This is a genomic window from Alteromonas sp. S167, assembly GCF_036864375.1.
In the GTDB taxonomy this organism is placed as follows: Bacteria; Pseudomonadota; Gammaproteobacteria; order Enterobacterales; family Alteromonadaceae; genus Alteromonas.
The window spans coordinates 27685-50545 of sequence record NZ_JAZETR010000009.1; the positions used below are offsets into that span (position 1 = coordinate 27685).

Consider the following 22861-nt stretch of genomic DNA (forward strand, 5'->3'; position numbering starts at 1 on the left):
TACGTTACGGTTATATCTTACCTTGGTTAATAGGCAATGCGATCAGTTCTGTATTTTAACTTCTCGTACTGTGCTGGTGATGCGAGCAAACATATATACGATAAAAACAGGTACAATAGTGCCAAGATTAGCGCACCAATATTGTCTTTATGTTACAGATGTTTTCCCACCTTCCTGCATTTGAGTTAGTAGAGCCGTTGCAGCACGCCATAGCAAACAGCAATGTTGTGGTGGGTGCGCCGCCTGGAGCCGGTAAGTCGACAATATTACCGCTAGCGTTACTGCAAGCAGATATAGATGGAAAAGTACTGCTTATGCAGCCAAGAAGAGTGGTGGTAAGAAATTTAGCCGACTTTCTTGCAAAACAACTTGGTGAACAGGTGGGGCAAACGGTGGGTTACCGCATTAAGGGAGAATCAAAAACTTCCGCGTCAACCAAGCTTGAAATAATTACAGAAGGCATTCTTAGCCGAATGATACAGCAAGACCCAGAACTAACGGGTATTGGTGCCATTGTTTTCGACGAGTTTCACGAACGCAGTATTCACAGCGACTTTGGGCTGGCCCTTGCGTTAGAAGTACAAGCGGGATTGCGTGACGATTTACGATTAGTCGTTATGTCGGCTACGTTAGATATAGAACCACTGAACGAGTTAATGCAGCAACACAGCGTGTTGCCTACTCAGAATTTGAATTCTGAGGGGCGTACTTTTCCTGTAGAAGTGCGTTATACCAACGATGTACTTGCCCGAGATGTTAATGCAAAAGTCACCGACATAATAAAGCGCTCAGTTGTGCAAGACGACGGCGATATTTTGGTTTTCCTGCCAGGCAGAGGCAGTATTTACAGCGTTGCAAGCAATATAGAAGCACTAGTAAAAAGCGAAGATATTGCGCTTCATTTTTTATATGGTGCTTTGAGTAAAGAGGCGCAACAAAACGCTATAAGCACAGACGTAAATGGGCGACGCAAGATTATTCTTTCCACCAATATTGCCGAAACCAGCTTAACCATTGAAGGGGTTAAAGTGGTTATCGATAGTCTGTGGGAAAACAGTGCTCAGTATCATGCATCAAGCGATATCACTCAGCTAACACAGCAGCGTATTTCTCAAGCAAGCGCAACACAGCGTATGGGACGTGCGGGACGAGTGAGCGAAGGCGTGTGTTACAGGCTTTGCAGCAAGGAGAGCTTCGAGCGACTAGCTAAACACGGCCTTGCGCAAATAGAAAAAGAAGACTTAAGCGACTTTTTATTAAGCACTTATACGTGGGGAAGCACGCCCAATTCATTGGCACTTCTTACAAAGCCATCAAGTGCACAGCTAAATGCTGCTCGCGATAAACTTAACCGCATTGGCGCGGTAAGCTGTGTATCTGATAAAGCAAATTCACCGCTGTCTACCGTTACGCCTTATGGAAGAGCGCTGTCTGGGTTACCTTGTCAAGTGCATCTTGCACACCTTCTTCTGTCGGTAAAAAATGGCATTAGCGGGTTAACTGATGAATTAAACCGACAATTAAAGCTAGCAGCGCCAGTTGTTGTGGCGCTTAGTGAAGGCCAAGTGCAGTTAAAACAAAGCGCCTCTTCTAGCCACACAATGGTGGCAGATGTCTTGTTGCGCTGTTCGGCAAATGAGCGAAATACAATTTTACGGCAGGCACAACGATATGCACGGTATGTTGGGCTGCAAAAAACGGATATTGATCTGTCTTCAATAGACGAGCAAGCTTTGGGGCTGTGTATTGCCATTGCGTATCCAATGCAGGTGGCGTACTTAAAGAATAGTAACGCCGCAGTGCTCAACTACAAGTTGGCCAGCGGTAAAGGCGCAGAGCTATCAATTCAGACGAACAACTCAAGCGCGCTCACATGGCTTGCTGTGCTTGATGGGCAGCTTATTAATAGTAATGTTGCTATAAGACAAGCGCAGCCTGTTCAAGAAGATGTATTACAGCGTGTGTTCAAGCATGCGTTTACCGAGTCTTTTAAGGTGATGATAAACACTGAAACGGGACAATTAGAGGCACGCAGTGTATATGGGTTTTATGGCATTGTATTGAGAAGTGCGCCAATTACGGCGCAAGAAAAAGCGAAAAACAAGGCGTTTATTAAGTCTGCGACGGTAAATGCATGGCTGGCCTATTTACAGAAACTTCCTATCCAGCAGTGGCCGTTGTCAGATGTCGATTGGCAATGGTGGAATCGCGTTGCCCTTGCAGGTCAAATAAACCTTCCCCAAGAAAAAGCATTCGATGAGCCCGAACGTTGGCCGCGATCATTAAAAGCGCTTTTAGAATTGTCGATTGAAAGCGTAAACGAAGCGTTAGCGGTCTGTACGTCGATAAAAGCGCTTAATGCGATTGCGTGGAACACGCTATTAAACAATGCGTTATCGTGGCCCCAGCAAGATGCACTAGCTCAACTGTTGCCCACCGCAGTTACCATCCCTACGGGTAGACAGGCAAAGCTAGATTACCGCGCAAATGGCGATGTAGTGCTGGCGGTAAAAATGACAGAAATGTATTCACAGGCTGCGCCGTTAACGGTGGCTAATGGCAAGGTGCCTGTGATATGTGAATTACTCTCACCTGCGGGTCGTCCACTGCAAACTACCAGTAATTTACAGGCCTTTTGGCAGGGCAGTTACAAAGAAATACAAAAAGAAATGAAAGGGCGCTACCCCAAACATTTTTGGCCTGACGACCCATCAACGGCGTCGCCAACAGCCAAAACTAAGAAGAATATGTAGTCAGAAGAAGCACTTTTTAAGGTTACAGTAGTTTGCAAGGCGCCCTTTATTGAGCGCCTTTAGCTAATTGCTAGGTACGCTTTTTCTCAAGCGGGACCTCTAGCGCTGCCATTAGCGCAAGGCCAGGAAAACCATCAGCAATCATGTTATTCGCAATTTGGTAGTTGCGAATACCTTCGCGTGTGGCAGGGCCAATAATGCCGTCGGGTTTGCCAACATCGAAGCCCAAAGCATTCAGTTTACTTTGAAGCGTGATAATGTCGTTGCGGCTATATGCCGGCAGGTCTGGCAATGCAGCTTTGATACCTGACGCGCCTGCAATGCGGTCGGCCAGAACGCCAACAGCAATGGCATAAAACTCTGAATTGTTCCAACGCATGATTACGCGGAAATTTTTATAAGCAATAAACGCGGGCCCTTCATGGCCTGCTGGCACAATAACATAGGCACTGGTATCGCCTTCGCCTAATGCGCTACCGTTTGCTTTCTTGATGCCTTTCTCATTCCATTCAGACAATGGCTGACGATTCTTGTAGCCTGACAGTTGGAAGTTAAAGTCGTTGGGTAATTGTACTTCTCGGCCCCATCTATAGCCTGCTTCCCAGCCCAAATTGGCTAGAAAATTGGCCGCCGAAGATAACGCATCTTCTTCGCTAGCCCATAGGTTTATTTGACCGTCGCCATCACCGTCAATGGCATAGTGTGTGTACGCCGACGGCATAAATTGCGTGTGTCCCATGGCGCCTGCCCACGACCCAATCATTTCTTCACGGGTAAGTTTTTCGCGTTCCATCAACTTAACAGCCACTAAAAACTCTTGAGTGAAATATTGGCTTCTACGTTTGTCGCAAGCAAGTGTAGCAAGCGAATCTAGTACCGGCATTTTCCCTTTATAGCTGCCAAAGTTAGTTTCAAGACCCCAGAAGGCAAGAAGGTAATGTGGGGGCACACCATATTTGTCGCTTAGTTTATGCAGCAAATCTTTGTGCTTTGCATACATTTCTTTGCCTTTATCGGTGCGCCACTGTGTTACGCGTTTACTGAAGTAACCGGGGAACGTTTGCACAAACTCAGGTTGGCTTCTATCTAGTTCGATAACTCGGTCTTGGTGAACTAACGAGGGAAAAAGCGTGTCTATGGTAGTCTGGCTTACTCCTTCTTCTTTGGCTTTGTTAGCCAAATCGGCTGTGCAGTTGGCGAAGTTATCGTTAGCGTTAACAGATGTTGCTGAAAGCACAGTTAAGATAAAAGCGGCAGAGGCGCGCAGACTAATTTTAGAGCGCGTAAAACCAGAGAAAAAAGAAGACTGAAAAGAAGCTAAGCGCATAGTACTATTCCTTTGTTGCGTATAGGCATGCTATCGCATTGTGACTGTTAAACGCGAGTAAAATTCAATGTGTAAAGTAAACAACTGATGCGTACTGCTGTATTAATTAGGCAATTCGGTTGTTGGCAGGTAAGCCCAATGGTAATGTTTATCGCTCTTAAGGGTAGTACTTTCATCTGTTTTCAGTGATTAACAGTAAGTTATCACTTTTTCTTCATGGCGTATTTTTGTGGCAAAAAAACAATCAAACAAAGCATCACCTTCAAAGCGTAATTCTAAACAACCTGCAGCGAATAAAACCGCGGGAAAGCGCGCATGGTTTTTTAAACTTTTCTTGCGCTTGTGCTTAATTGGGTTTGTTGTTTTAGGAGCATATGCATTCTACTTAGACGCGCAAATAAAGCATTCATTTTCGGGGAATAAATGGGAAGTGCCAGCGCAAATTTTTGCTCGTCCGTTAGAGCTTAGTAAGGGCGAAGAAATTACGCCTCAAGAAGTTATCGACGAACTCAACTTACTTGGCTATCGAAAAGTTGCGTTTGCTAATAGTAGTGGCGAATACAGCTACCAAAACCGCGTGCTGAATGTTCAGCGAAGAGCGTTTCAATTTCCTGAAGGGGCCGAGCCATTAAGACATTTGGTTATTACCTGGAGTGGTGCCCGCATTGGCGAGATATATGATAAATCGGAAGATCGCCCCTACGGCTCAGTGAAGTTAGAGCCGTGGTTGGTAACCCGCATGACTAGCGGCTCTCATGAAGACAGAATGTTGGTATCGCTAGACACTATTCCCGACATGCTGCCACGGGCATTAACCTTGGTGGAAGATAGGAACTTTTATAACCATCACGGTGTAGCACCGCTTTCTATTATTCGGGCTTTAATGGCAAATATTGCCGCCGGCCGTACTGTGCAAGGTGGTAGTACGCTAACCCAGCAGTTAGTGAAAAACATGTTCTTAACTCGCGAGCGTTCTATTGTTCGAAAAGCCAAAGAAGCGCTAATGGCGGTAATTATTGACGCGCGTTACAGCAAGTCTGAAATTATTGAAGCCTATTTAAATGAAGTGTTTTTGGGCCAAAATGGCGATATGGCTGTGCACGGTTTTGGATTGGCGAGTTACTTCTATTTCGACCGCCCTGCCAACGAGCTAAGCACGCCAGAAATTGCAACGTTGGTTGCAATTATAAAGGGGCCTTCATACTACAACCCTCGTAAATATGCTGAGCGCACCAAGGAAAGACGTGATTTGGTGTTGCGAATGTTGTTCGACGAAAACGAAATAAATCGTGAGCAATATGAGCGTTATATAAACATGCCTTTAGGGCTTGCAAGCGGCGCAAGCTTAGCAAGCGGAAAACACCCAGCCTTTATGGAGCGAGTACGCAAAGAGCTAAATGAAATTCTTGCAGAGCCAAGTTTGCGCGACTCGGGGGTTAAGGTATTTACAACCCTCGATATAGTAGCGCAGCGCCGTGCAGAAAAAGCACTTGCTGGTACATTAAATGGACTACAAAAAGACCGAAAGGCCGCCTTGCAAGGCGCAATGGTAGTTACTGACAGTAGCAGCGGTGAAGTAAGGGCGATTGTAGGTGGTAAAGACTATGCGTTTAAAGGCTTCAATCGTGCATTGGATGCCAAGCGGCCTATTGGCTCGCTAATAAAGCCGGCAGTTTACTTAACGGCACTTGAAGATCCTACTCAGTTCAACTTAGCTACCCCTTTGATGGATGAGCCTATTACTTTAGAAAGTAAAAATGGACAGCAGTGGTCGCCTAAAAATTATGACAAAACTTTTAGAGGGCAGGTGCCGCTTCTACAAGGGCTAACTGAATCTTTAAATGTACCTACTGTTAATTTGGGTATGCAGGTTGGCTTAGATGCTATTGCTGACACGTTGGCGCGCTTAGGCGTAAATACCCCAGTGGAGAAAGTGCCTTCGTTAACGCTAGGCGCCTTTGAGCTTACTCCTTTCGTCACCAATCAGATGTATCAAACACTATCTAACAACGGGCGTTACGTACCTTTACACACGGTTACCTCTGTGGTGACAGCGGAGAACGCGTTATTGTGGAAGAAAGCTGAATTTTATTCTCAACGTACCGACGAAGCTGCTACCTATTTATTAAATTATGCGCTCTACAAAGTAACCACAGATGGCACTGCCAAGCGCGTTGGTGCAAACTTTGGGCGTGTGAATATGGCAGGAAAAACGGGTACAACCGATGACTACCGCGATAGCTGGTTTAGTGGCTTCGATAGAAACAACGTGGTAACGGTGTGGGTTGGTAACGACGATAATCAGCCGGTTAACTTAACCGGAGCCGGTGGTGCGCTGCCCGTGTTTATCAATTACATGAAGTCTCAAGCGCCGAAGTCATTGTCACGCCGTTTTCCTGAAGGTCTTGGCATAGCACACTTTGATGCTAAAAGTGGTGCAGTAGTAGTGGCTGGATGTGCTGGCAGCTTAAGCGTTCCCGCCATTCTTGATGTGCTTCCCCCGGCACAGCAAGACTGCGCAGGCAAGCCAGTTCAAGAGAAACGTAAGCAGAAAAAGAAAAGCTGGTGGGAGCGAATTTTTGGATAAAAAAACTCCAGTAAGAAGATAGAAAACACCATCACTTGGCAATAACTGCGTGCTTTCTATCTCCCTCTGGAGCGAAGTGCCCAGGGAAGGCAAGGGAACAAATTGTGGTGCCGCAAAGCGGCTAAAAACGTAACGCGAAGGTCAACACGCTCTAGCAATCTTAATGACCTTTTTGCAAGAACATGCGTGCTGTTGAAAAAAGCAAGGCACTAACCATAAAGGCGATAAACGGGCCAAGCACTAACATAAACAGTGTACCGGCGGTTAACATAGCAAGCTCCTTATGCGTCGTTGTCGTCTGCGTTCTTATCTTCGACTTCTGGCTCAATAGACGTAATCGTGATTTCCGCAATCAGTGTGTTGTCGTCGGCTTTTGGCTCAAATGTGTGGCTAGCAGTAAGCACGTCGTACGTTACGCCTAAAGACAAATCTTGTTTAACACTATAAACCGCACTTTCAACAATCATATCTGTGTAAGCTTCAACGCTGTGGTTGGCTTCTGCCATTGCCGATGCGCTGAATGCGCCAGTAGCCAATACAGCAGATAATTTAAGTGCAGTGAAAAGTTTGCGACCGAAAAGCATAATAATCTCCAAAAAGTAAAGTTAGACACTGCACTGAAACATACTGCGTGGCAGCTATCGTGTTGCTAAGGGTTTCGATATTAAGTCGTTATCAATTAACAATTAGTTTATAGCGAGGGATGTGCCACTTTTTGGAATTGTTGTAAGTGTTTGAATTTTAATGGTTATTAATTTATGAAAAAGATCTTTTAAGAATGCCAAAGAAACAAGAAAACTAAAATTTAGCGTTTTTGAAACCAAGTTGGTCAAAAACACTAATTAGAATTTTTTGGGGGATTTGGGTTTGTTTTGGCGCTTTTAAGAGGAAAGGGCTAAGAGGAAAGGCTTAAGAGGTCAGTGTTAATAGAAAAAGATAGAAAGCGCCCAAATGCGCTCTCTATCTAAAGGGACTTGAAATAATTACTTTCTTAATTTGGAAACTAAGGCGAATACGAGCGCGATAATACTGCCGGCAACAACACCTACCATGCCATCAGCAAGAATAGACATCACCAATGCGGCATTTGGCGCAGCACTTACGAACAAGTCTGTTATTACATGCATAAAGCCAATGCTGTGAGTTAATATACCGCCACCTACTAAAAACATGGCCACGGTGCCCACAACCGCCAATGTTTTCATTAATGCTGGTGCTGTAACAAGTAGCGCCCTTCCAATAAAACGCTGCAGTCCGTTCATACTTCCAGTAAGCGACTTGCGAAGCATATAAAGACCGACGTCATCCATTTTTACCAAGCCTGCCACAAGTCCGTATACTCCAACGGTAATCGCAAGGCTAAGCGCAACCAAAACACCTATTTGCGTAGTTAGAGAAGCATCGCTTACTGTGCCAAGCGCAATAACAATGATTTCTGCCGATAAAATAAAATCGGTTCTTATAGCGCCTTTTATCTTGTCTTTTTCGAAGGCAACCATATCAACGTCTTCTTGAGTAAGTGCCTCAATACGAGCTTCTCGTGCCTGAACCTCATCTTCGTGGGGTAAATACTTGTGCAGCAGCTTTTCAGCACCTTCAAAACAAAGGTACAGGCCACCTAGCACCAACAGCACGGTTATTAATGCTGGAACAAATGCACTTATTGCTAAAGCGGCCGGCACTAAAATAGCTTTATTGAGTAACGAGCCCTTAGCCACGGCCCAAACCACAGGTAACTCGCGATCTGCTTTTACACCTTGAACTTGATCTGCGTTCACCGCTAGGTCATCACCCAGCACGCCAGCGGTTTTTTGTGCTGCTACCTTCGACATAGTAGCAATATCGTCCATTAATGTTGCGATATCGTCGAGTAGGGCAAGTAAATTGGCTGCGGCCACGTTAATATCCTTGTATCGTTAGTTAGGTAAAGCAAAGCATACGCTGAGCAGTTTATCGTTGGCAATAATGACATGAATACATCTGATTTCGCATCACTTTCTATTCGCTCTTATACAAAGGCTATGTGTAGTCACGCGCACGACCATTTCCAGCTTGTGCTTCCAATAAATGGGCACATAGAAATAACCCTGGACGACTACAGTGGCAGCGTTGGTGTGGGGGAAGGAATTTGTATTTCACCAACACAGCAGCACAGTTTTAGAGCCAATGAGCTTTCGAAGTTTGTTGTTGCTGATATGTACGATGTTCCCGAACAACTAAAAAATGCCCACAACCCTATTTTTCAAGTTGACCATTCGCTACAGTCTTTTTTGCATTTTATTGAAGTACATCTATCGTATGCAGAGCGCACCGCCCAGCAAGAAACATCACGTTTGTTTTGGGCGCTGTTAGCACAGGCGAAGGCTGGAATTGCGAACGATAAACGCATTACGCCAGTACTTTCTCACATTCACAATGACTTGTCTGAAGCTCACACAATTTCATCGCTTGCAGCTATTGCCTGTATGGGACAAACTCAATTCAAAGTGCGCTTCAAAGCCTCTACCGGTATGAGCTTACGAGATTATTTAGTGCATGCAAGAATGGAAAAAGCTCGTGCGTTATTACGAAACACAGATACACCCATTTTAGACGTTGCCTTGGCGACAGGTTACGACGACGTTACGTCCTTTTCGCGACGCTTTAAGATGACATTTGGTCAGTCGCCTGGTGTGTATAAAAGAAAATAGCACATACCTTTTTGTATTGTCTCATTATGCGCCTATTGCCCTTCTTTGGGCGTTTTTTGTACTCTGGCATCAATAAAACGATTATGGTCGTCCATTTTGGTGCACGTTAACGTACCGCCAGCCATTCCACTTAAAAACGTTATAACCTTGTTAGTTGTGCTAGCGCAGTTCACGTTTTTCACTGGGCGAGGTGGTATTAAAGGCTCCGGCTCTCCTTTTCTTGTATCGACTAAGTCTGGGCTTTGTTTTTTACTTTGATACGCAGAAGACTCTTGTTGGGCCACGCCTCGTAGTTGCTGTCGATTATAGCCATCAAAATAGTTGGCTACTGCTTCCTTAGGGGAAAGCGTTAAGCGACCCGCTCTTTGATTTGGGGTTGTTGGTGTTGCCTGACTCGCGGGAGGCGGCACCTTGGAAGCAGCAGGCGGAGGTTCATTAACGTCGTTGGCTTGTTTAATTATTGGCGCTACTGCATCTGAAACAGGCTTTTCATCAACAACTTGCTGCTTAGGTGTAGGTTTTTCTGCCTCCGATGGTGTCTCTAATTGTGGCGTGTCGCTTTTAACATTGTTAGGCGTACTTTCAGAAGGTAATTGAGGTTTGGGTATTTGGGGGAAATAGAGCGTAGCTTGCACTGGTGCAGGTAATGGCTTTGATTCAGCAGGCTCTCTTTCAACAAGATGCCACTGCCCTGCAACAATTATTATGGCTACCCCTAAAAAATGAACGAAAAAAGACGAGAACAATGCCCGCCATCCGAATGCAGGTCGAGTAGCGCTATCAGAACTTAATCCGCCGTTATCGTTGGTATCGAAACGGTTTGGGGCGTAAAAGTTGTCAGAAATAGTCGTCATAGTTATCAACAGACCCTTACCCCTAACAAATAGTTCCATCCTAATTTCATCGCACTTTTTAGTTTACTGAACGTGCGAGCAGGCTTTTCCGCGCCATCATTGGGCAAAAACAAGTCATTGCACCATGTTGGTGCGTTATTTCGTGCGCAATGTCTGGTTTCTATGACTATATATATGATTTTGTTGAATAATTATTTGTGGCATAGCTCTTGGTTTATCTCTTGTAAATCACGCGATTTATCGAATAACAACACATAAAACTGGGAGCAACACATGAAACTAGTCACAGCTATCATCAAGCCGTTCAAGCTAGATGATGTTCGTGAAGCCATTTCAGAAATCGGTATCGACGGCTTGACCGTTACCGAAGTAAAAGGCTTTGGACGTCAAAAAGGACACACTGAACTTTACCGCGGCGCTGAATATCAGGTGGATTTTCTACCAAAAGTCAAACTGGAAATTGCTGTTCAGGATGATCAGGTAGAACGCCTGGTTGAAGCCATCGTTGGCGCAGCCAAAACAGGCAAAATTGGAGACGGCAAGGTGTTTGTATATGACCTTGAACATGCCGTTCGTATTCGAACTGGTGAGTCGGATAGCGACGCGCTGTAAGCCACAACGATATATTTTGCGGAGAAAACCATAATGGAAATCACTTTTGAACTTGGGTATGCGCTAGATACCTTTTATTTTCTAGTTTGCGGCGCATTGGTAATGTGGATGGCTGCAGGCTTCGCGATGCTTGAAGCAGGTCTTGTTCGAGCAAAGAATACCACTGAAATTCTAACTAAAAACGTAGCGTTATTCGCGATTGCATGCACCATGTATATGGTGTGTGGCTACGGCATAATGTATGGCGGCGGCGATTGGGGTCCTTTCCTAAGCGGCATTATGGCTGATGGCGCAACTGGCGTTGCTGAAGAGCCAGCAACCTATGCACCTTCTGCAGACTTCTTCTTCCAAGTAGTATTTGTTGCAACGGCAATGTCTATTGTATCTGGTGCGGTGGCTGAGCGTATGAAGCTTTGGGCATTCCTTGCATTCGCTGTTGTTATGACAGGTTTTATCTACCCAATGGAAGGCGCTTGGACATGGGGCGGTGAAGCAGTATTCGGTATGTATACGCTAGGCGACCTTGGTTTCTCTGACTTCGCAGGTTCAGGTATTGTTCACATGGCTGGTGCAGCAGCTGCACTTGCTGGTGTACTAGTACTTGGCGCTCGTAAAGGTAAATATACTGCTGACGGTAAAGTAAATGCTATCCCAGGTGCTAACTTACCGCTAGCAACACTAGGTACATTCATTCTTTGGATGGGCTGGTTTGGTTTCAACGGCGGTTCTGTACTAGCTACTGCTACAGTAGAAAGTGCAAACTCGGTTGCCATTGTATTTATGAACACTAACGCTGCCGCTGCGGGTGGTTCAATTGCTGCGCTTATCGTTGCACGCATTCTGTTTGGTAAAGCCGACCTTACAATGGTACTAAATGGCGCGCTAGCAGGCCTAGTTGCTATCACAGCAGAGCCTTCTACACCTACACCGCTTCAAGCTACGCTGTTTGGCGGCCTTGGCGGTATATTGGTAGTACTTTCAATTGTTGGTCTTGATAAGCTTAAGATTGATGATCCTGTAGGTGCAATCTCTGTTCACGGCGTAGTAGGTCTACTTGGTCTTATCCTTGTTCCTTTCACTAACGACGGTTCAAGCATTACAGGTCAGCTAATTGGCGCAGCAACAATCTTCGTTTGGGTATTCGTAGTTAGCTTAATTGTATGGCTTGTACTTAAAGCCGTTATGGGTATTCGCGTAAGTGAAGAAGAAGAGTTCGACGGCGTTGATATGAGTGAATGTGGTTTGGAAGCATACCCAGACTTCACTAGCAGCCGCTCTTAACAGAGTCTTGATTAGGCAATGTAAAACAATAATTTTAATGCCTTAATTACTTCGCTTAAGCCCCGCAATCGCGGGGCTTTTTTCATTTGTCTTATTTTTATTCCACTTTTCAGCGTGCTGTGCGTATTATGACAATATTGCTACATCATGGCGTTGAAATAGCCTTAGTCTGATGCAAATGCAATGTGGATGTTGTCTGAACAAAGCAGGCCAAGCCAAAAAAATCTAAGTTGCTTGAGTTAGGCTTTTTAGCACCATCCTCCTTGCTGTCGGCAAATGATTTCTTGAAGGGAAAAATATGCGAAATACTGTGCGTTTACTTTTAGCTGCTTTAGCATTTACTAGTGTGTCAGCCGCCGCTTACGATCGAATTACCGGAAAGCCTTTTGCCAGTCGTTCTGAAGTTATTGCTAAAAACGGAATGGCAGCCACCAGTCAGCCGCTTGCTACACAAGTTGCGCTAGATATTTTAAAACAAGGCGGAACCGCAGTAGACGCAGCTATTGCAGCTAATGCCATGCTAGGGCTTGTCGAGCCTACGGGGTGCGGCGTAGGCGGTGATTTATTTGCAATAGTGTGGGACGCCAAACAAAAGAAGCTGTTTGGGCTTAACGCATCAGGCCGCTCGCCGCGCCAACTCACTAAAGAGGTGTTTGCAGAGCGCGGATTAAACAAAATTCCCAAATTTGGCCCATTGCCAGTATCGGTACCTGGCGCAGTAGACGGTTGGTTTTCGCTTCATGAGAAATTCGGAAAGCTGCCCATGTCTACCTTACTCACACCTTCGATAGAGTACGCAAGAAACGGTTTTCCGGTATCAGAGCTTATTGCCTACTACTGGGGAATGAATAACGCACGTATTGGTCACTATGATGGCTTTGCAGATACTTTTTTAATTGACGGTAAGCTTCCGCAAAAGGGTGATGTGTTTAAAAACCCAGGCCTTGCTGTTACGTATGAAAAGATTGCTACGGGTGGCCGTGATGCGTTTTACAAAGGCGATATTGCACGCACTATCGACGCCTACATGCAGGCGCAAGGCGGCTTTCTTTCCTATCAAGATTTATCGTCGCACACGTCTGAGTGGGTTGAGCCCGTATCGGCTAATTATCGTGGCTATGACGTTTGGGAGCTTCCACCTAACGGTCAAGGTATAGCGGCACTACAAATACTTAACGTATTAGAGCGTTACGATATTGAAGGTATGGGGTTTAACTCTGCAGACTATATTCATACGTTCGTTGAAGCGAAAAAACTGGCGTTTGAAGATCGTGCTAAGTTTTATGCCGATCCAGACTTTAATGATATTCCTGTAGACTGGTTAATATCGAAAGAGTACGCAAAGCAGCGCCAACAGCTTATTGATAACGACAAAGCAGCTACGCGAGTTGATTCAGGTAAATACGAGGGCGATACCATTTACCTCACCGTTGCCGATAAAGAGGGCAATATGGTGTCGCTTATTCAAAGCAATTACCGCGGTATGGGATCGGGAATGACGCCGCCAGGCCTTGGTTTTATTCTGCAAAATAGAGGCGAAATGTTTACCTTGGAAGAAGGACATTTTAATGAATATCGCCCGGGCAAACGTCCTTTCCATACCATTATACCCGCTTTTGTTACCAGAAATGGTGAGCCAGTAATGAGCTTTGGTGTAATGGGAGGCGGTACTCAGCCTCAAATGCATGCGCAAATCATCGTTAATATTTTAGATTTTGGCATGAACTTACAAGAAGCCGGTGATGCTCCACGCATTTTGCATAGTGGCTCAAGTAGCCCAACCGGTGAACTGATGATGGATGGTGGCTACGTAAGCTTAGAGTCTGGCTTTAGTGAGACTGTTCAGCGAGAGCTGATGGAGCGAGGCCATAAACTACAACGGGTAGTCGGCGCCTTTGGCGGGTATCAAGCGATAGCGTGGGATAAGCAAAAAGGCGTGTATTTTGGTGCATCGGAAAGTCGAAAAGATGGACAAGCTGCCGGCTATTAAGCACACTATGAGAAACATCTACATGCGGTAAAAGGTGGTACCGTATAATGGTAGATATGCCGAGCAAGTAAAAAATTAAAAAGAGCTGCAATGACACAACCACAAAAAGGCATCTGCGCTGAGCCTAATTTGCATGCACAATACTTAATGCTGAACGTTATTGATGACGACAGTGAGGCTGTGCGAGCAAAGCTATCGCGCGTGCTAGACATTTTTGAGCATTTTGAAAATGAGCACTATGAAGCTATGGTAACCGGTGTTATTGCTATTGGTACGGGATATTGGAACGAAGTATATCCAGGCCTTATCCCCGTTGAACTTACCCCTTTTCCTGACATGCAGTGCGAAGACAGAAGCGCGCCTACCATGCCATGCGATATCTTTATTCAAATACGCGCCGATCGACTAGATATCTGTCACGCTGTTGGTATCGAGGTGATGGATTTACTTCGTATTCACGTTGAGCTGGTAGAGCAAATACGCGGTTTTCGTTATTTGGACGGAAGAGACTTAAACGGCTTTCTTTATGCTGCGGATAATCCTCGAGGCATGAAGCGTAGGAAAGTTGCCATCATAGGGCAAGACGACCCAGATTTTGAGGGCGGCAGTTATTTACATGTTCAGCGTTTTCGCCACGATTTACGCCGTTGGAACAGTTTGTCTGTCCGTCAAAAAGAGCAGGTAATGGGCACAACGCAAGAGCATAACCTAGTGAGTAACGAGCAGTCTGCGTCGTCTCATAATGTACGTGCTAGTAGCGCTACTCCTGATAGCGACGAGCCAAGGCTTATTAAGCAAGGGATGCCTTATGGTGATATGGCTTCACAGGGGCTAATGTTTGTAAGTTGCAGTGCTAGCGCAAGACCGTTTAAAGATATGCTACATAGTCAAATTTACGGAAACGGTGAGGGCGACTACGACCGCTGGTTAGATTTTACCAGCGCAGAAACCGGCGCTGCGTTTTTTGCCCCTTCGATTAGCTTTATAAGACAGCAGGCTAAGCTATTACAGAGTGAATAGGTAAAAGCCAGAAAATAACTGTCTTAAACAGCACTAATTAAAACGTTCCTTCAAACAAAAAAAGCCCCGATGATCGGGGCTTTTTAGTATGTATTGTATGGCTACAGCTAAATCTGCACTTGCACACTTTTAAAGCGTGCTAAACACCTTGTCAGCAGCCGCTAGTGTTTTCTCAATCACACTGGCGTCATGGGCTTTTGATACAAACCCTGCTTCATAAGATGCAGGAGCAAGATATACGCCTTCGTTTAGCATGCCGTGGTAGAACTTATTAAATTGCGCCGTGTTACAGTTAATTGCCTGCTTGTAGTTCGTTACCTTTTCTACATCGGTAAAGAAAATACCGAACATGCTACCGGCAACGTTCGTGGTAAGCGGCACGCCGTACTTGTCGGCAATGGCCTGGAAGCCGTCTACCAAGTTCTGTGTATTTTCAAAAATTGAATCGTACAAACCTGGCTGCTGGATTTCTTCCATTGCTGCAAGGCCGGCTGCCATGGCTACTGGGTTGCCTGATAGTGTACCCGCTTGATATACAGGTCCTGTAGGCGCGATGTGCGTGATAATGTCTTTTCTACCACCAAAACAGCCTACTGGCATACCGCCACCAATGACTTTACCTAAGCAGGTAAGGTCTGGTTTAACGTTATAGCGCTCTTGCGCACCACCGCGCGAAACACGAAAGCCAGTCATTACTTCGTCGAAAATAAGTACGCTTCCATATTCATCACATATAGCACGAAGCCCTTCTAAGAAGCCGTCTACAGGTGGTATACAGTTCATGTTTCCAGCTACAGGCTCAACAATAATACAAGCAATGTCGTCGCCGTGCGCTTCGAAAATCTGCTTAACGCTGTCGATGTTGTTGTACTCAACAGTAAGCGTATGCTCAGCGACATTTTCTGGAACACCTGGCGAGCTTGGTACGCCAAGCGTAAGGGCGCCAGAACCCGCTTTAACTAGTAAAGAATCGGCATGGCCGTGATAGCAGCCCTCAAACTTCATAATTTTGTTGCGGCTGGTGTAGCCACGTGCAAGGCGAATAGCCGACATGGTGGCCTCAGTGCCCGAGTTAACCATACGTACCATTTCCATTGATGGTACTAGCTTGCTTACGGTTTCAGCCATGATAACTTCGGCTTCAGTAGGGGCACCAAACGACAAACCGTTGTGCGATGCTGCAATAACAGCTTCGCGAATTTTAGCGTTGTTGTGACCCAATACCATCGGGCCCCACGACTGGATATAGTCGATGTATTGCTTTCCGTCAGCGTCCCACATATACGCGCCATCTGCTTTGGTGATAAAGCGAGGTGTACCACCAACGGCCTTAAAGGCACGGACAGGTGAGTTAACGCCACCGGGGATAGTTTGTTGCGCGCGGGCAAATAATGCTTCAGATTTTTGCATGTAATTACTTACTCTTATTGCTGTACCAAACCACGTCGCGTTCGTATTTCGACACCAAGTGATCAACACCCAGCGTTAAAGCGAACAGTGCCATTCGAACCAGCACTCCGTTGTCTGTTTGCCTAAAAATGGCAAGGTTTGGATTAAGGTTTAGATCGTTATCCAATTCGTTGGCTTCCATACGCGAATCTCTTGGAAGTGGATGCATGATAACGGTCTTTGATTGGAAGTGTTTGGTGTAAATTGAGTGATTTAATCTGAATTTACCGCGATACTTATTCGCTTCTTCCTGTGATGGGAAACGCTCTTCTTGAATGCGAGTTTGATAACAAATGTCTGCATCCATATTACCTTCTAGCGTATTGGTAATAGTGAGCTTATGCCCTGCATTTTCGATAGCATCGATAATAGGCTGCGGCATGGCTAGTTCTTTAGGTGAGATAAGTGTAAAGCGAATATCTTTAAACAAGCAAAGTAATCGCGATAACGAATGAACGGTCCTACCGTAGCGCAAGTCGCCAATCATCGCGATGTGCAGGCCATCTATGCCTCTGCCGTTATACTCAAGTTCACGCTTGATGGTAAATAGGTCTAGCAGCGCTTGTGTAGGGTGCTCATTCGCGCCGTCGCCGCCATTAATAACAGGTACGCGGCTGCCTTCGGCAAACTCTGCCACCGAGCCAGCGGCAGGGTGACGCATGGCAATGATATCTGAATATCCACTTAGCACACGAGCGGTATCGTATAGCGATTCGCCCTTTGCAAGGGCCGAACTCGACATGCCTGTGGTTTCCCGAACCTCGCCGCCAAGCAAGTTAAAGGCAGTACCAAAGCTTACACGAGTACGTGTACTGGGTTCAAAGAAAAGGTTACCTAAAATAGCACCTTCCAGCACGGTGGTGCGTTTTTGGCGTTTAGCATAAGGCTGCATGGAATCGGCAACTGAGAAGACTCTCTCAATGGCCTCGCGATCGAATTGATTAACCGAAAGAATGTGGTTACCGGTAAAGTCAGACATGCGCTACTCAATCATCAACGAAAACGGCGCTAGTTTATAATACCAACTGGTATAAGTCATTAACTGTGCATACGTGCAAAGGCTATTCGCGAATATGTGGATAAAGCTTAACGAATGTTACTGAAGGTAATAGTCAAATAGCAGACAGGTTTTCTTCGCTGCTTTTGAAACATGTAACTCTATCTCGCTTTCGGTCATTGGCTTGCGAATGCCACACAGCATCATGGTGTGTAACTCGCTTTTAAGTAATGCACAGAAATCTAATGCTAACTCGTGGGCTTGCTCACTGGTTAACTTACCTGCGCCACACTGCTCTACCACGTCCTTCAAAGTAATTACTGATGCCTGCGGCCCAGCTTCATAAAACAGTTTCGCCACATGCGTATTGTTTACCGCTTCAGCAATGATAACCCGAAACATAGCAACCGCTTCTTGGTCTTGAATAAGGCGTACAAACTGTGCACCTACTTTTTTTAGACCTTCATACAGCGACAAAGTACCGTCAGTTATGTCGATAAGTTGCTCGGCATCAAGCTGATACGACCGACACTTAGAGGTAATGGCTGCCTGAAACAGCGCGTCTTTGCTGTCGAAGTGTGAATAAACGGTTTGTTTTGAAACCCCAGACGCCTTAGCAACCGTATCCATGGATGTTTTAGAAAAACCATCGTGTAGGAATAGGTGCGAGGCGGCATTAAGCACTAATAAGTACTTTTCTTCACTTTTAGGGCGACCTTGTTTTCTAGGCGTTGTCACTGTTTTTCTCACAAATTTAACAAAAAATAAATACCAAACTGGACGGTCTAGTATTAATATACTAGCATAGCACATAACGTGAACAATAGTACGTTAATGTCGCTTAATACACGTAAGCGTAGGGTGTACCTCGCAGTATCAATGTTAAACGTGATTGATAACCCTGCTTAAAAGGCTGATTAGCAGCGACTTTCAAGGCTGCACATAAAGGAAACACTATGACTGCTGCGCAGAATTCTTCAATTAATGGCAAAGCGAAACTTATTATCTGTATTGCTGCTTTTGTCACAGTGTTAGTGGTTCTACTTGCCACAGCTGGTTTAGGGAACGCAACTCAAACGCCAGAAGCGCGAGTGCCGATGACCGTATCTACTGGCACAGTAAAAATTCAACAAGGCTTTGAAACACCCATAAACGTGTTTGGGCTTATCGAATCTCCCCGCGCGACATTGCTTTCCTTTGACACAGGCGGCCAAATTCTACAAATGATGGTGGAAGAAGGTGATGTAGTATCGAAAGGCGATGTACTGGCGCAGCAAGACATCGCGCGTTTAGAGGCAAGACAGCAAGAGTTAAAGGCGTCTCTAGCACGCGCAAATGCCGACCTTGCGCTTGCCAAGGTGAATAACCAACGAACTATTTCCTTAGTTGAGAAAAAGCTTGAATCTGCACAGCGTTTAGACGAAGCAGAGGCGGCGCTAAATGTAGCCGTTGCTAGGGTTAATGAAACAGCGGCGGCAATTCAGTCACTTTCAGTCGAAATAGACAAAGCACAGCTAATTGCACCTTTTGACGGTATTGTAGACGAGCGCTTGTTCGACGAAGGTACAGTAGTAATGGCGGGCAGCCCAGTACTTGGTATTACCAGCACAGATGATTACCAAGCACGCTTCGCTATCCCCGCAGATGTAATAGACCAGTTCAAGGTAAACGAATCGGTTTTGATGCAAGTGGGTCAATATGAAGTGAACGGTACTGTGCTACAGCGCTTACCAACACGTAATGTACAAACTCGTACTATCGATATATTGGTTACGCTTAACAGCAGCAGCCGTGTTCGCCCAGGCGATATGGCTACGCTCTCTGGCGCTCGTAACCACACCGAAACCGGCGCGTGGTTGCCTGTAAATGCCTTAAGCAACGGATTAAGAGGCTTATGGCGAGTATTCGTACTTTCTGACGGTAAAGAAACAGAAATAGAAGCCAGAGTGGTTGAGGTGGTATATACCGACGGGCGTAATGCATTTGTGCGTGGCGCACTTAAAAACGGCGATGTTTATGTAAATGAAGGTACACATAAATTAGCACCGGGGCAGGTTGTGTCGCTGTCTAGTAAAAAGCAGCCTGAGGTGCGTTAATGAACTCGCTTGATATACATGGCATGGAAGGCGAGAAAGCCTATCCTTGGTACACATTATTCTATCGACGTGGCCACCTACTGGTGTTAAGCCTAGTTATTCTGATCACAGCTGGTCTATCTGCCCTAGGCTCTCTTCCCCGATTAGAAGACCCGCGAATTGACACACGTAACGCCCTTATCATCACCTCTTACCCGGGCGCATCAGCAGAGCGAGTGGAAGCACTTGTCAGTGATGTGCTTGAAGACAGGCTTCGAGAGATTTATGAAATTAAAGAAGTGAAATCGACCTCTCGCGCCGGTATTTCTGTGGTTTCTATCGAAACGCAAGATTGGGTAAACAACAGCAGTAATGAAGAGCTATTTAGCGAAATACGTGATGTTATTGGCGCGGCCGCTGAGTCATTCCCAGAGGGCGCTATGGCCCCCGTTTTCGACGAAAAGCGAGGTGCGACAGCATTTACACTGCTTTTATCACTTCGTGCTACTTACCCCGATACCACGCCTATTACGCTGACTGCGCGTTTAGCTCAAGAGCTTACCGATAGGCTTCGTAATGTAAATGGCACCGAGTTAGTGCGCGTTTATGGCGAACCGCAAGAAGAAATAAGCGTTAACATCGACCCAGTTAAATTAGCGGCAACGGGTCTTAACCTACAACAGGTAAGTAGCCTTATTAGTCGCGCCGATCCCAAGCTGCCTGCAGGCGTGTTAAACAGCGAGCAAAATGACCTTCGTTTCACGGTAGGAGAGGGGTTGAACGGCGTTAACATGATTGCCTCTATTCCTTTAGTGAATCAACAGGGGCGATACCTGCGCGTGGAAGACATTGCAACGGTGACACGCGGTTATGCCACACCGCGAAATGAAATTGCATTTTTAAATGGTGAAGAGTCCATATTTGTTGCGGCACGTATGCAAACATCGTTGCGTTCAGATGTGTGGACTACGAATGCATTAAAGGTGGTTGACGAATTTAACGCTGACTTTAAAGGCACGCTAACCGCTACCGTTGCTTTTGAACAGAACGAATATACTGCATCGCGCTTATCTGAGCTGTCGATGAATTTGTTAATGGGCTGCGCAGTAGTTATGTTTGTTATCTTATTATTTATGGGCTTTAAAGCAGCATGGATAGTAGGACTAGCGCTTCCGCTTTGTGCAGCATTTGCGTTGTTTAGCTTAAGCTTTTACAACGAGCAAATTCATCAAATGTCGATATTCGGTATGATTATCGCCATCGGTCTACTTATTGATAACGCCATCGTTATTACCGATGAAATAAGAATAAACCTTCAAGATCCTAATCTCACGCGCGTGGGTGCAATGGCGAAAAGCGTGTCGCATTTATTTGCCCCGCTATTAGCATCAACACTGACTACCATATTAGGCTTTATGCCCATTTTCTTACTTGATGGCAATATCGGCGACTTTGTTGGCCCAATTGCCATCAGCGTAGTTATGGCACTCATTGGATCGTTGTTTATCTCGCTAACTATTATTGCCGCCCTGGCTGCCCGCTTTTTACCAAAACACGATAGTGCAGCCGTAACCGCTAATACCGAAAAAACGTCATCGTGGTGGCAGGTTGGTATACAGGCGCCTTCTCTTAGTTTGGCCTTTAGCAAGCAGCTAGGTCGCTGGATTAAGCAGCCCATACTTGTTTTACCAGTAATCATCGTATTGTGCTTGTCTGGATTTGTACTTTCATCAACACTTGCAAACGTGTTTTTCCCAAGTGCAGACAGAGACCAGTTTGAGGTTTATTTATGGACTAAAGAAGGTACAAGCATTGATAGCACAACGCAGTACGTCAAGCGTATCGACCAAGCTATTCGCGCGGAGGAAAGCGTTACACAAGTAAGTTGGTTGGTTGGCGGTTCGGCACCTTCGGTGTATTACAACCAAGTTATGACGCGAGACAATACGCCATACTTTGCCAATGCCGTAGTAAATACCGACACCGTGGAAAATGCCGCGGCATTGATAGGGAAGCTGCAGCGCGATTTGGATATTGCCTATCCAGAGGTGCAAATTGTCGTGCGTTCATTTGGTCAAGGGCCACCGATAGCAGCACCTGTAGAAGTAGAGATTTTTGGCCCTGACTTGAACATCCTAAACGACCTTGGCGACAAGGTGCGTATGCTGATGTCTGAAGTCGATGGTATTTCGCAATCTACGGCCAGTGTTTCAATGGGTGAGCCAGAACTGAAAGTGAATGCAGATAGCGATAACCTGTCCTATCTAGGGTTGACACTTACCGAGCTTGCCAGCCAAATGCAGGTAAATTTCTCTGGTGTAACGGGTGGTTCAGTGCTGGAAAGTACCGAAGAAATCCCGGTAAGAGTGCGCCTTAATGAAGCATTTAGACAAAACTTAGCGGGCGTTGACGCCATGCCTATTCCGGTTGCTACCGATAGTGCGATGTCTTGGTCGCCTCTTGCGGCAGTAACTTCGTTAACCCTTCAGCCAGCAACAAGCAGTATAACGCGCCTAGATGGCGAAAGGCTTAACCGCATTCAAGCGTTTTTATTACCGGGCGTACCCGCGGTAGATGCCAGTAATCAGTTGCGAGAACTACTTGAAAGCCGGCTAGATTTGCCTAAGGGTTACCGTATACATTTGGCGGGTGATGCTGATGAGCAGCAGCAGGCACTGGGTAAACTAGCCACCTATGCACCGGTGTTACTTGTATTAATGGTTACCACGCTCATTCTCACCTTTACCAGTTTGCGTATGGCGGGTGTTATAGGGCTGGTGGCTATTTTATCTGTAGGGCTAGGTATGTTTAGCCTATGGATCTCTGGTCTTCCGGTTGGGTTTAACCCGCTACTTGGCTGTGCAGGTTTAATTGGTGTGGCCATTAATGGCTCCATTGTTGTTATTGCGGCTATTAACGCTAACCCCAAAGCTAAGCAGGGCGATACAAAAGCCATTGTTGAAGAAACCATGAGCTGCAGTCGTCACATTCTTTCCACTACCTTTACCACTGTGGGCGGTTTAATCCCGCTGCTACTATTCAGTGAAGGTAGTTTTTGGCCGCCACTGGCTGTTGTGTTAGCAGGTGGCGTTGGCTTCTCTGTCATCTTATCCTTGGTATTTACACCTACTATCGTTGCAGCGTTTCAACGTTACCGCTTTAAAGACAACTATGCTCAAAGCGAACTAGCATAATCACAATGCTTTTTTGGCAGTGCATTTGTTGC

The 22861-nt window shown here is 45.8% G+C and carries 16 protein-coding genes; 9 read left to right on the top strand and 7 right to left on the bottom strand.

Translation table 11 applies throughout. The features are described 5' to 3' along the window. Window positions 1-149: 149 nt before the first annotated feature. Window positions 150-2753 carry an ATP-dependent helicase HrpB gene (gene hrpB / locus V7R35_RS14025; RefSeq protein WP_334015526.1) on the top strand — a complete coding sequence of 868 codons (2604 nt, stop codon included), beginning with the start codon at window positions 150-152 and terminating at the stop codon, window positions 2751-2753. Between the two features lie 70 nt (window positions 2754-2823). Here hrpB and V7R35_RS14030 read toward each other — a convergent pair whose 3' ends face one another. Continuing rightward, window positions 2824-4080, bottom strand: a complete 1257-nt coding sequence (locus V7R35_RS14030; protein ID WP_334015527.1) for a lytic murein transglycosylase — start codon at window positions 4078-4080, stop codon at window positions 2824-2826. A gap of 229 nt (window positions 4081-4309) precedes the next feature. Between V7R35_RS14030 and mrcB the strand changes: the two genes are divergently transcribed. Then, on the top strand, window positions 4310-6667 hold the full coding sequence (gene mrcB / locus V7R35_RS14035) for a penicillin-binding protein 1B (RefSeq protein ID WP_334015528.1): 2358 nt from the start codon (window positions 4310-4312) through the stop codon (window positions 6665-6667). 281 nt (window positions 6668-6948) lie between these two features. Here the strand turns inward: mrcB and V7R35_RS14040 are convergent, their stop codons facing one another. Together V7R35_RS14040 and V7R35_RS14045 are read right to left on the bottom strand one after the other, a co-directional pair. Then, window positions 6949-7251, bottom strand: coding sequence for a hypothetical protein (locus tag V7R35_RS14040; RefSeq protein WP_334015529.1), 303 nt, complete (start codon window positions 7249-7251; stop codon window positions 6949-6951). A 399-nt stretch (window positions 7252-7650) separates the two neighbouring features. Beyond that, a complete protein-coding gene (locus V7R35_RS14045) occupies window positions 7651-8565 on the bottom strand; it encodes a DUF808 domain-containing protein (RefSeq protein ID WP_334015530.1) in 915 nt (304 codons plus the stop codon). Between the two features lie 72 nt (window positions 8566-8637). Between V7R35_RS14045 and V7R35_RS14050 the strand changes: the two genes are divergently transcribed. Then, window positions 8638-9357, top strand: coding sequence for an AraC family transcriptional regulator (locus V7R35_RS14050; protein WP_334015531.1), 720 nt, complete (start codon window positions 8638-8640; stop codon window positions 9355-9357). 32 nt (window positions 9358-9389) lie between these two features. Here the strand turns inward: V7R35_RS14050 and V7R35_RS14055 are convergent, their stop codons facing one another. Further along, the gene (locus V7R35_RS14055) at window positions 9390-10211 is read right to left on the bottom strand and encodes a hypothetical protein (protein WP_334015532.1); all 822 of its coding nucleotides are present in this window, start codon (window positions 10209-10211) and stop codon (window positions 9390-9392) included. A gap of 273 nt (window positions 10212-10484) precedes the next feature. Between V7R35_RS14055 and glnK the strand changes: the two genes are divergently transcribed. The 4 genes from glnK to V7R35_RS14075 all read left to right on the top strand — a co-directional run bounded on the left by glnK (window position 10485) and on the right by V7R35_RS14075 (window position 15114). After that, a complete protein-coding gene (gene glnK / locus V7R35_RS14060; protein WP_012516988.1) occupies window positions 10485-10823 on the top strand; it encodes a P-II family nitrogen regulator in 339 nt (112 codons plus the stop codon). A gap of 33 nt (window positions 10824-10856) precedes the next feature. Beyond that, window positions 10857-12104 (top strand): ammonium transporter, encoded by a 1248-nt coding sequence (locus tag V7R35_RS14065; protein ID WP_334015533.1) that lies wholly within the window; start codon window positions 10857-10859, stop codon window positions 12102-12104. Between the two features lie 298 nt (window positions 12105-12402). After that, on the top strand, window positions 12403-14094 hold the full coding sequence (gene ggt, locus V7R35_RS14070) for a gamma-glutamyltransferase (RefSeq protein WP_334015534.1): 1692 nt from the start codon (window positions 12403-12405) through the stop codon (window positions 14092-14094). Window positions 14095-14184: 90 nt separating this feature from the next. Continuing rightward, entirely contained in the window at window positions 14185-15114 is a 930-nt protein-coding gene (locus V7R35_RS14075) for a Dyp-type peroxidase (RefSeq protein WP_334015535.1), read from the top strand. 129 nt (window positions 15115-15243) lie between these two features. Here the strand turns inward: V7R35_RS14075 and hemL are convergent, their stop codons facing one another. The 3 genes from hemL to V7R35_RS14090 form a co-directional block, all read right to left on the bottom strand. Further along, a complete protein-coding gene (hemL, locus tag V7R35_RS14080; protein WP_334015536.1) occupies window positions 15244-16524 on the bottom strand; it encodes a glutamate-1-semialdehyde 2,1-aminomutase in 1281 nt (426 codons plus the stop codon). A 4-nt stretch (window positions 16525-16528) separates the two neighbouring features. Next, the gene (locus tag V7R35_RS14085; protein WP_334015537.1) at window positions 16529-17542 is read right to left on the bottom strand and encodes an aspartate carbamoyltransferase; all 1014 of its coding nucleotides are present in this window, start codon (window positions 17540-17542) and stop codon (window positions 16529-16531) included. 117 nt (window positions 17543-17659) lie between these two features. Then, window positions 17660-18298 (bottom strand): TetR/AcrR family transcriptional regulator, encoded by a 639-nt coding sequence (locus V7R35_RS14090; protein ID WP_334015538.1) that lies wholly within the window; start codon window positions 18296-18298, stop codon window positions 17660-17662. A 218-nt stretch (window positions 18299-18516) separates the two neighbouring features. On the opposite strand from V7R35_RS14090, the gene V7R35_RS14095 reads away from it, so the two are divergent. Continuing rightward, window positions 18517-19656, top strand: coding sequence for an efflux RND transporter periplasmic adaptor subunit (locus V7R35_RS14095; RefSeq protein WP_334015539.1), 1140 nt, complete (start codon window positions 18517-18519; stop codon window positions 19654-19656). After that, a complete protein-coding gene (locus tag V7R35_RS14100) occupies window positions 19656-22829 on the top strand; it encodes an efflux RND transporter permease subunit (protein WP_334015540.1) in 3174 nt (1057 codons plus the stop codon). Before V7R35_RS14095 ends, V7R35_RS14100 begins: the two co-directional genes overlap by 1 nt. The last annotated feature ends 32 nt before the right edge of the window (window positions 22830-22861 follow it).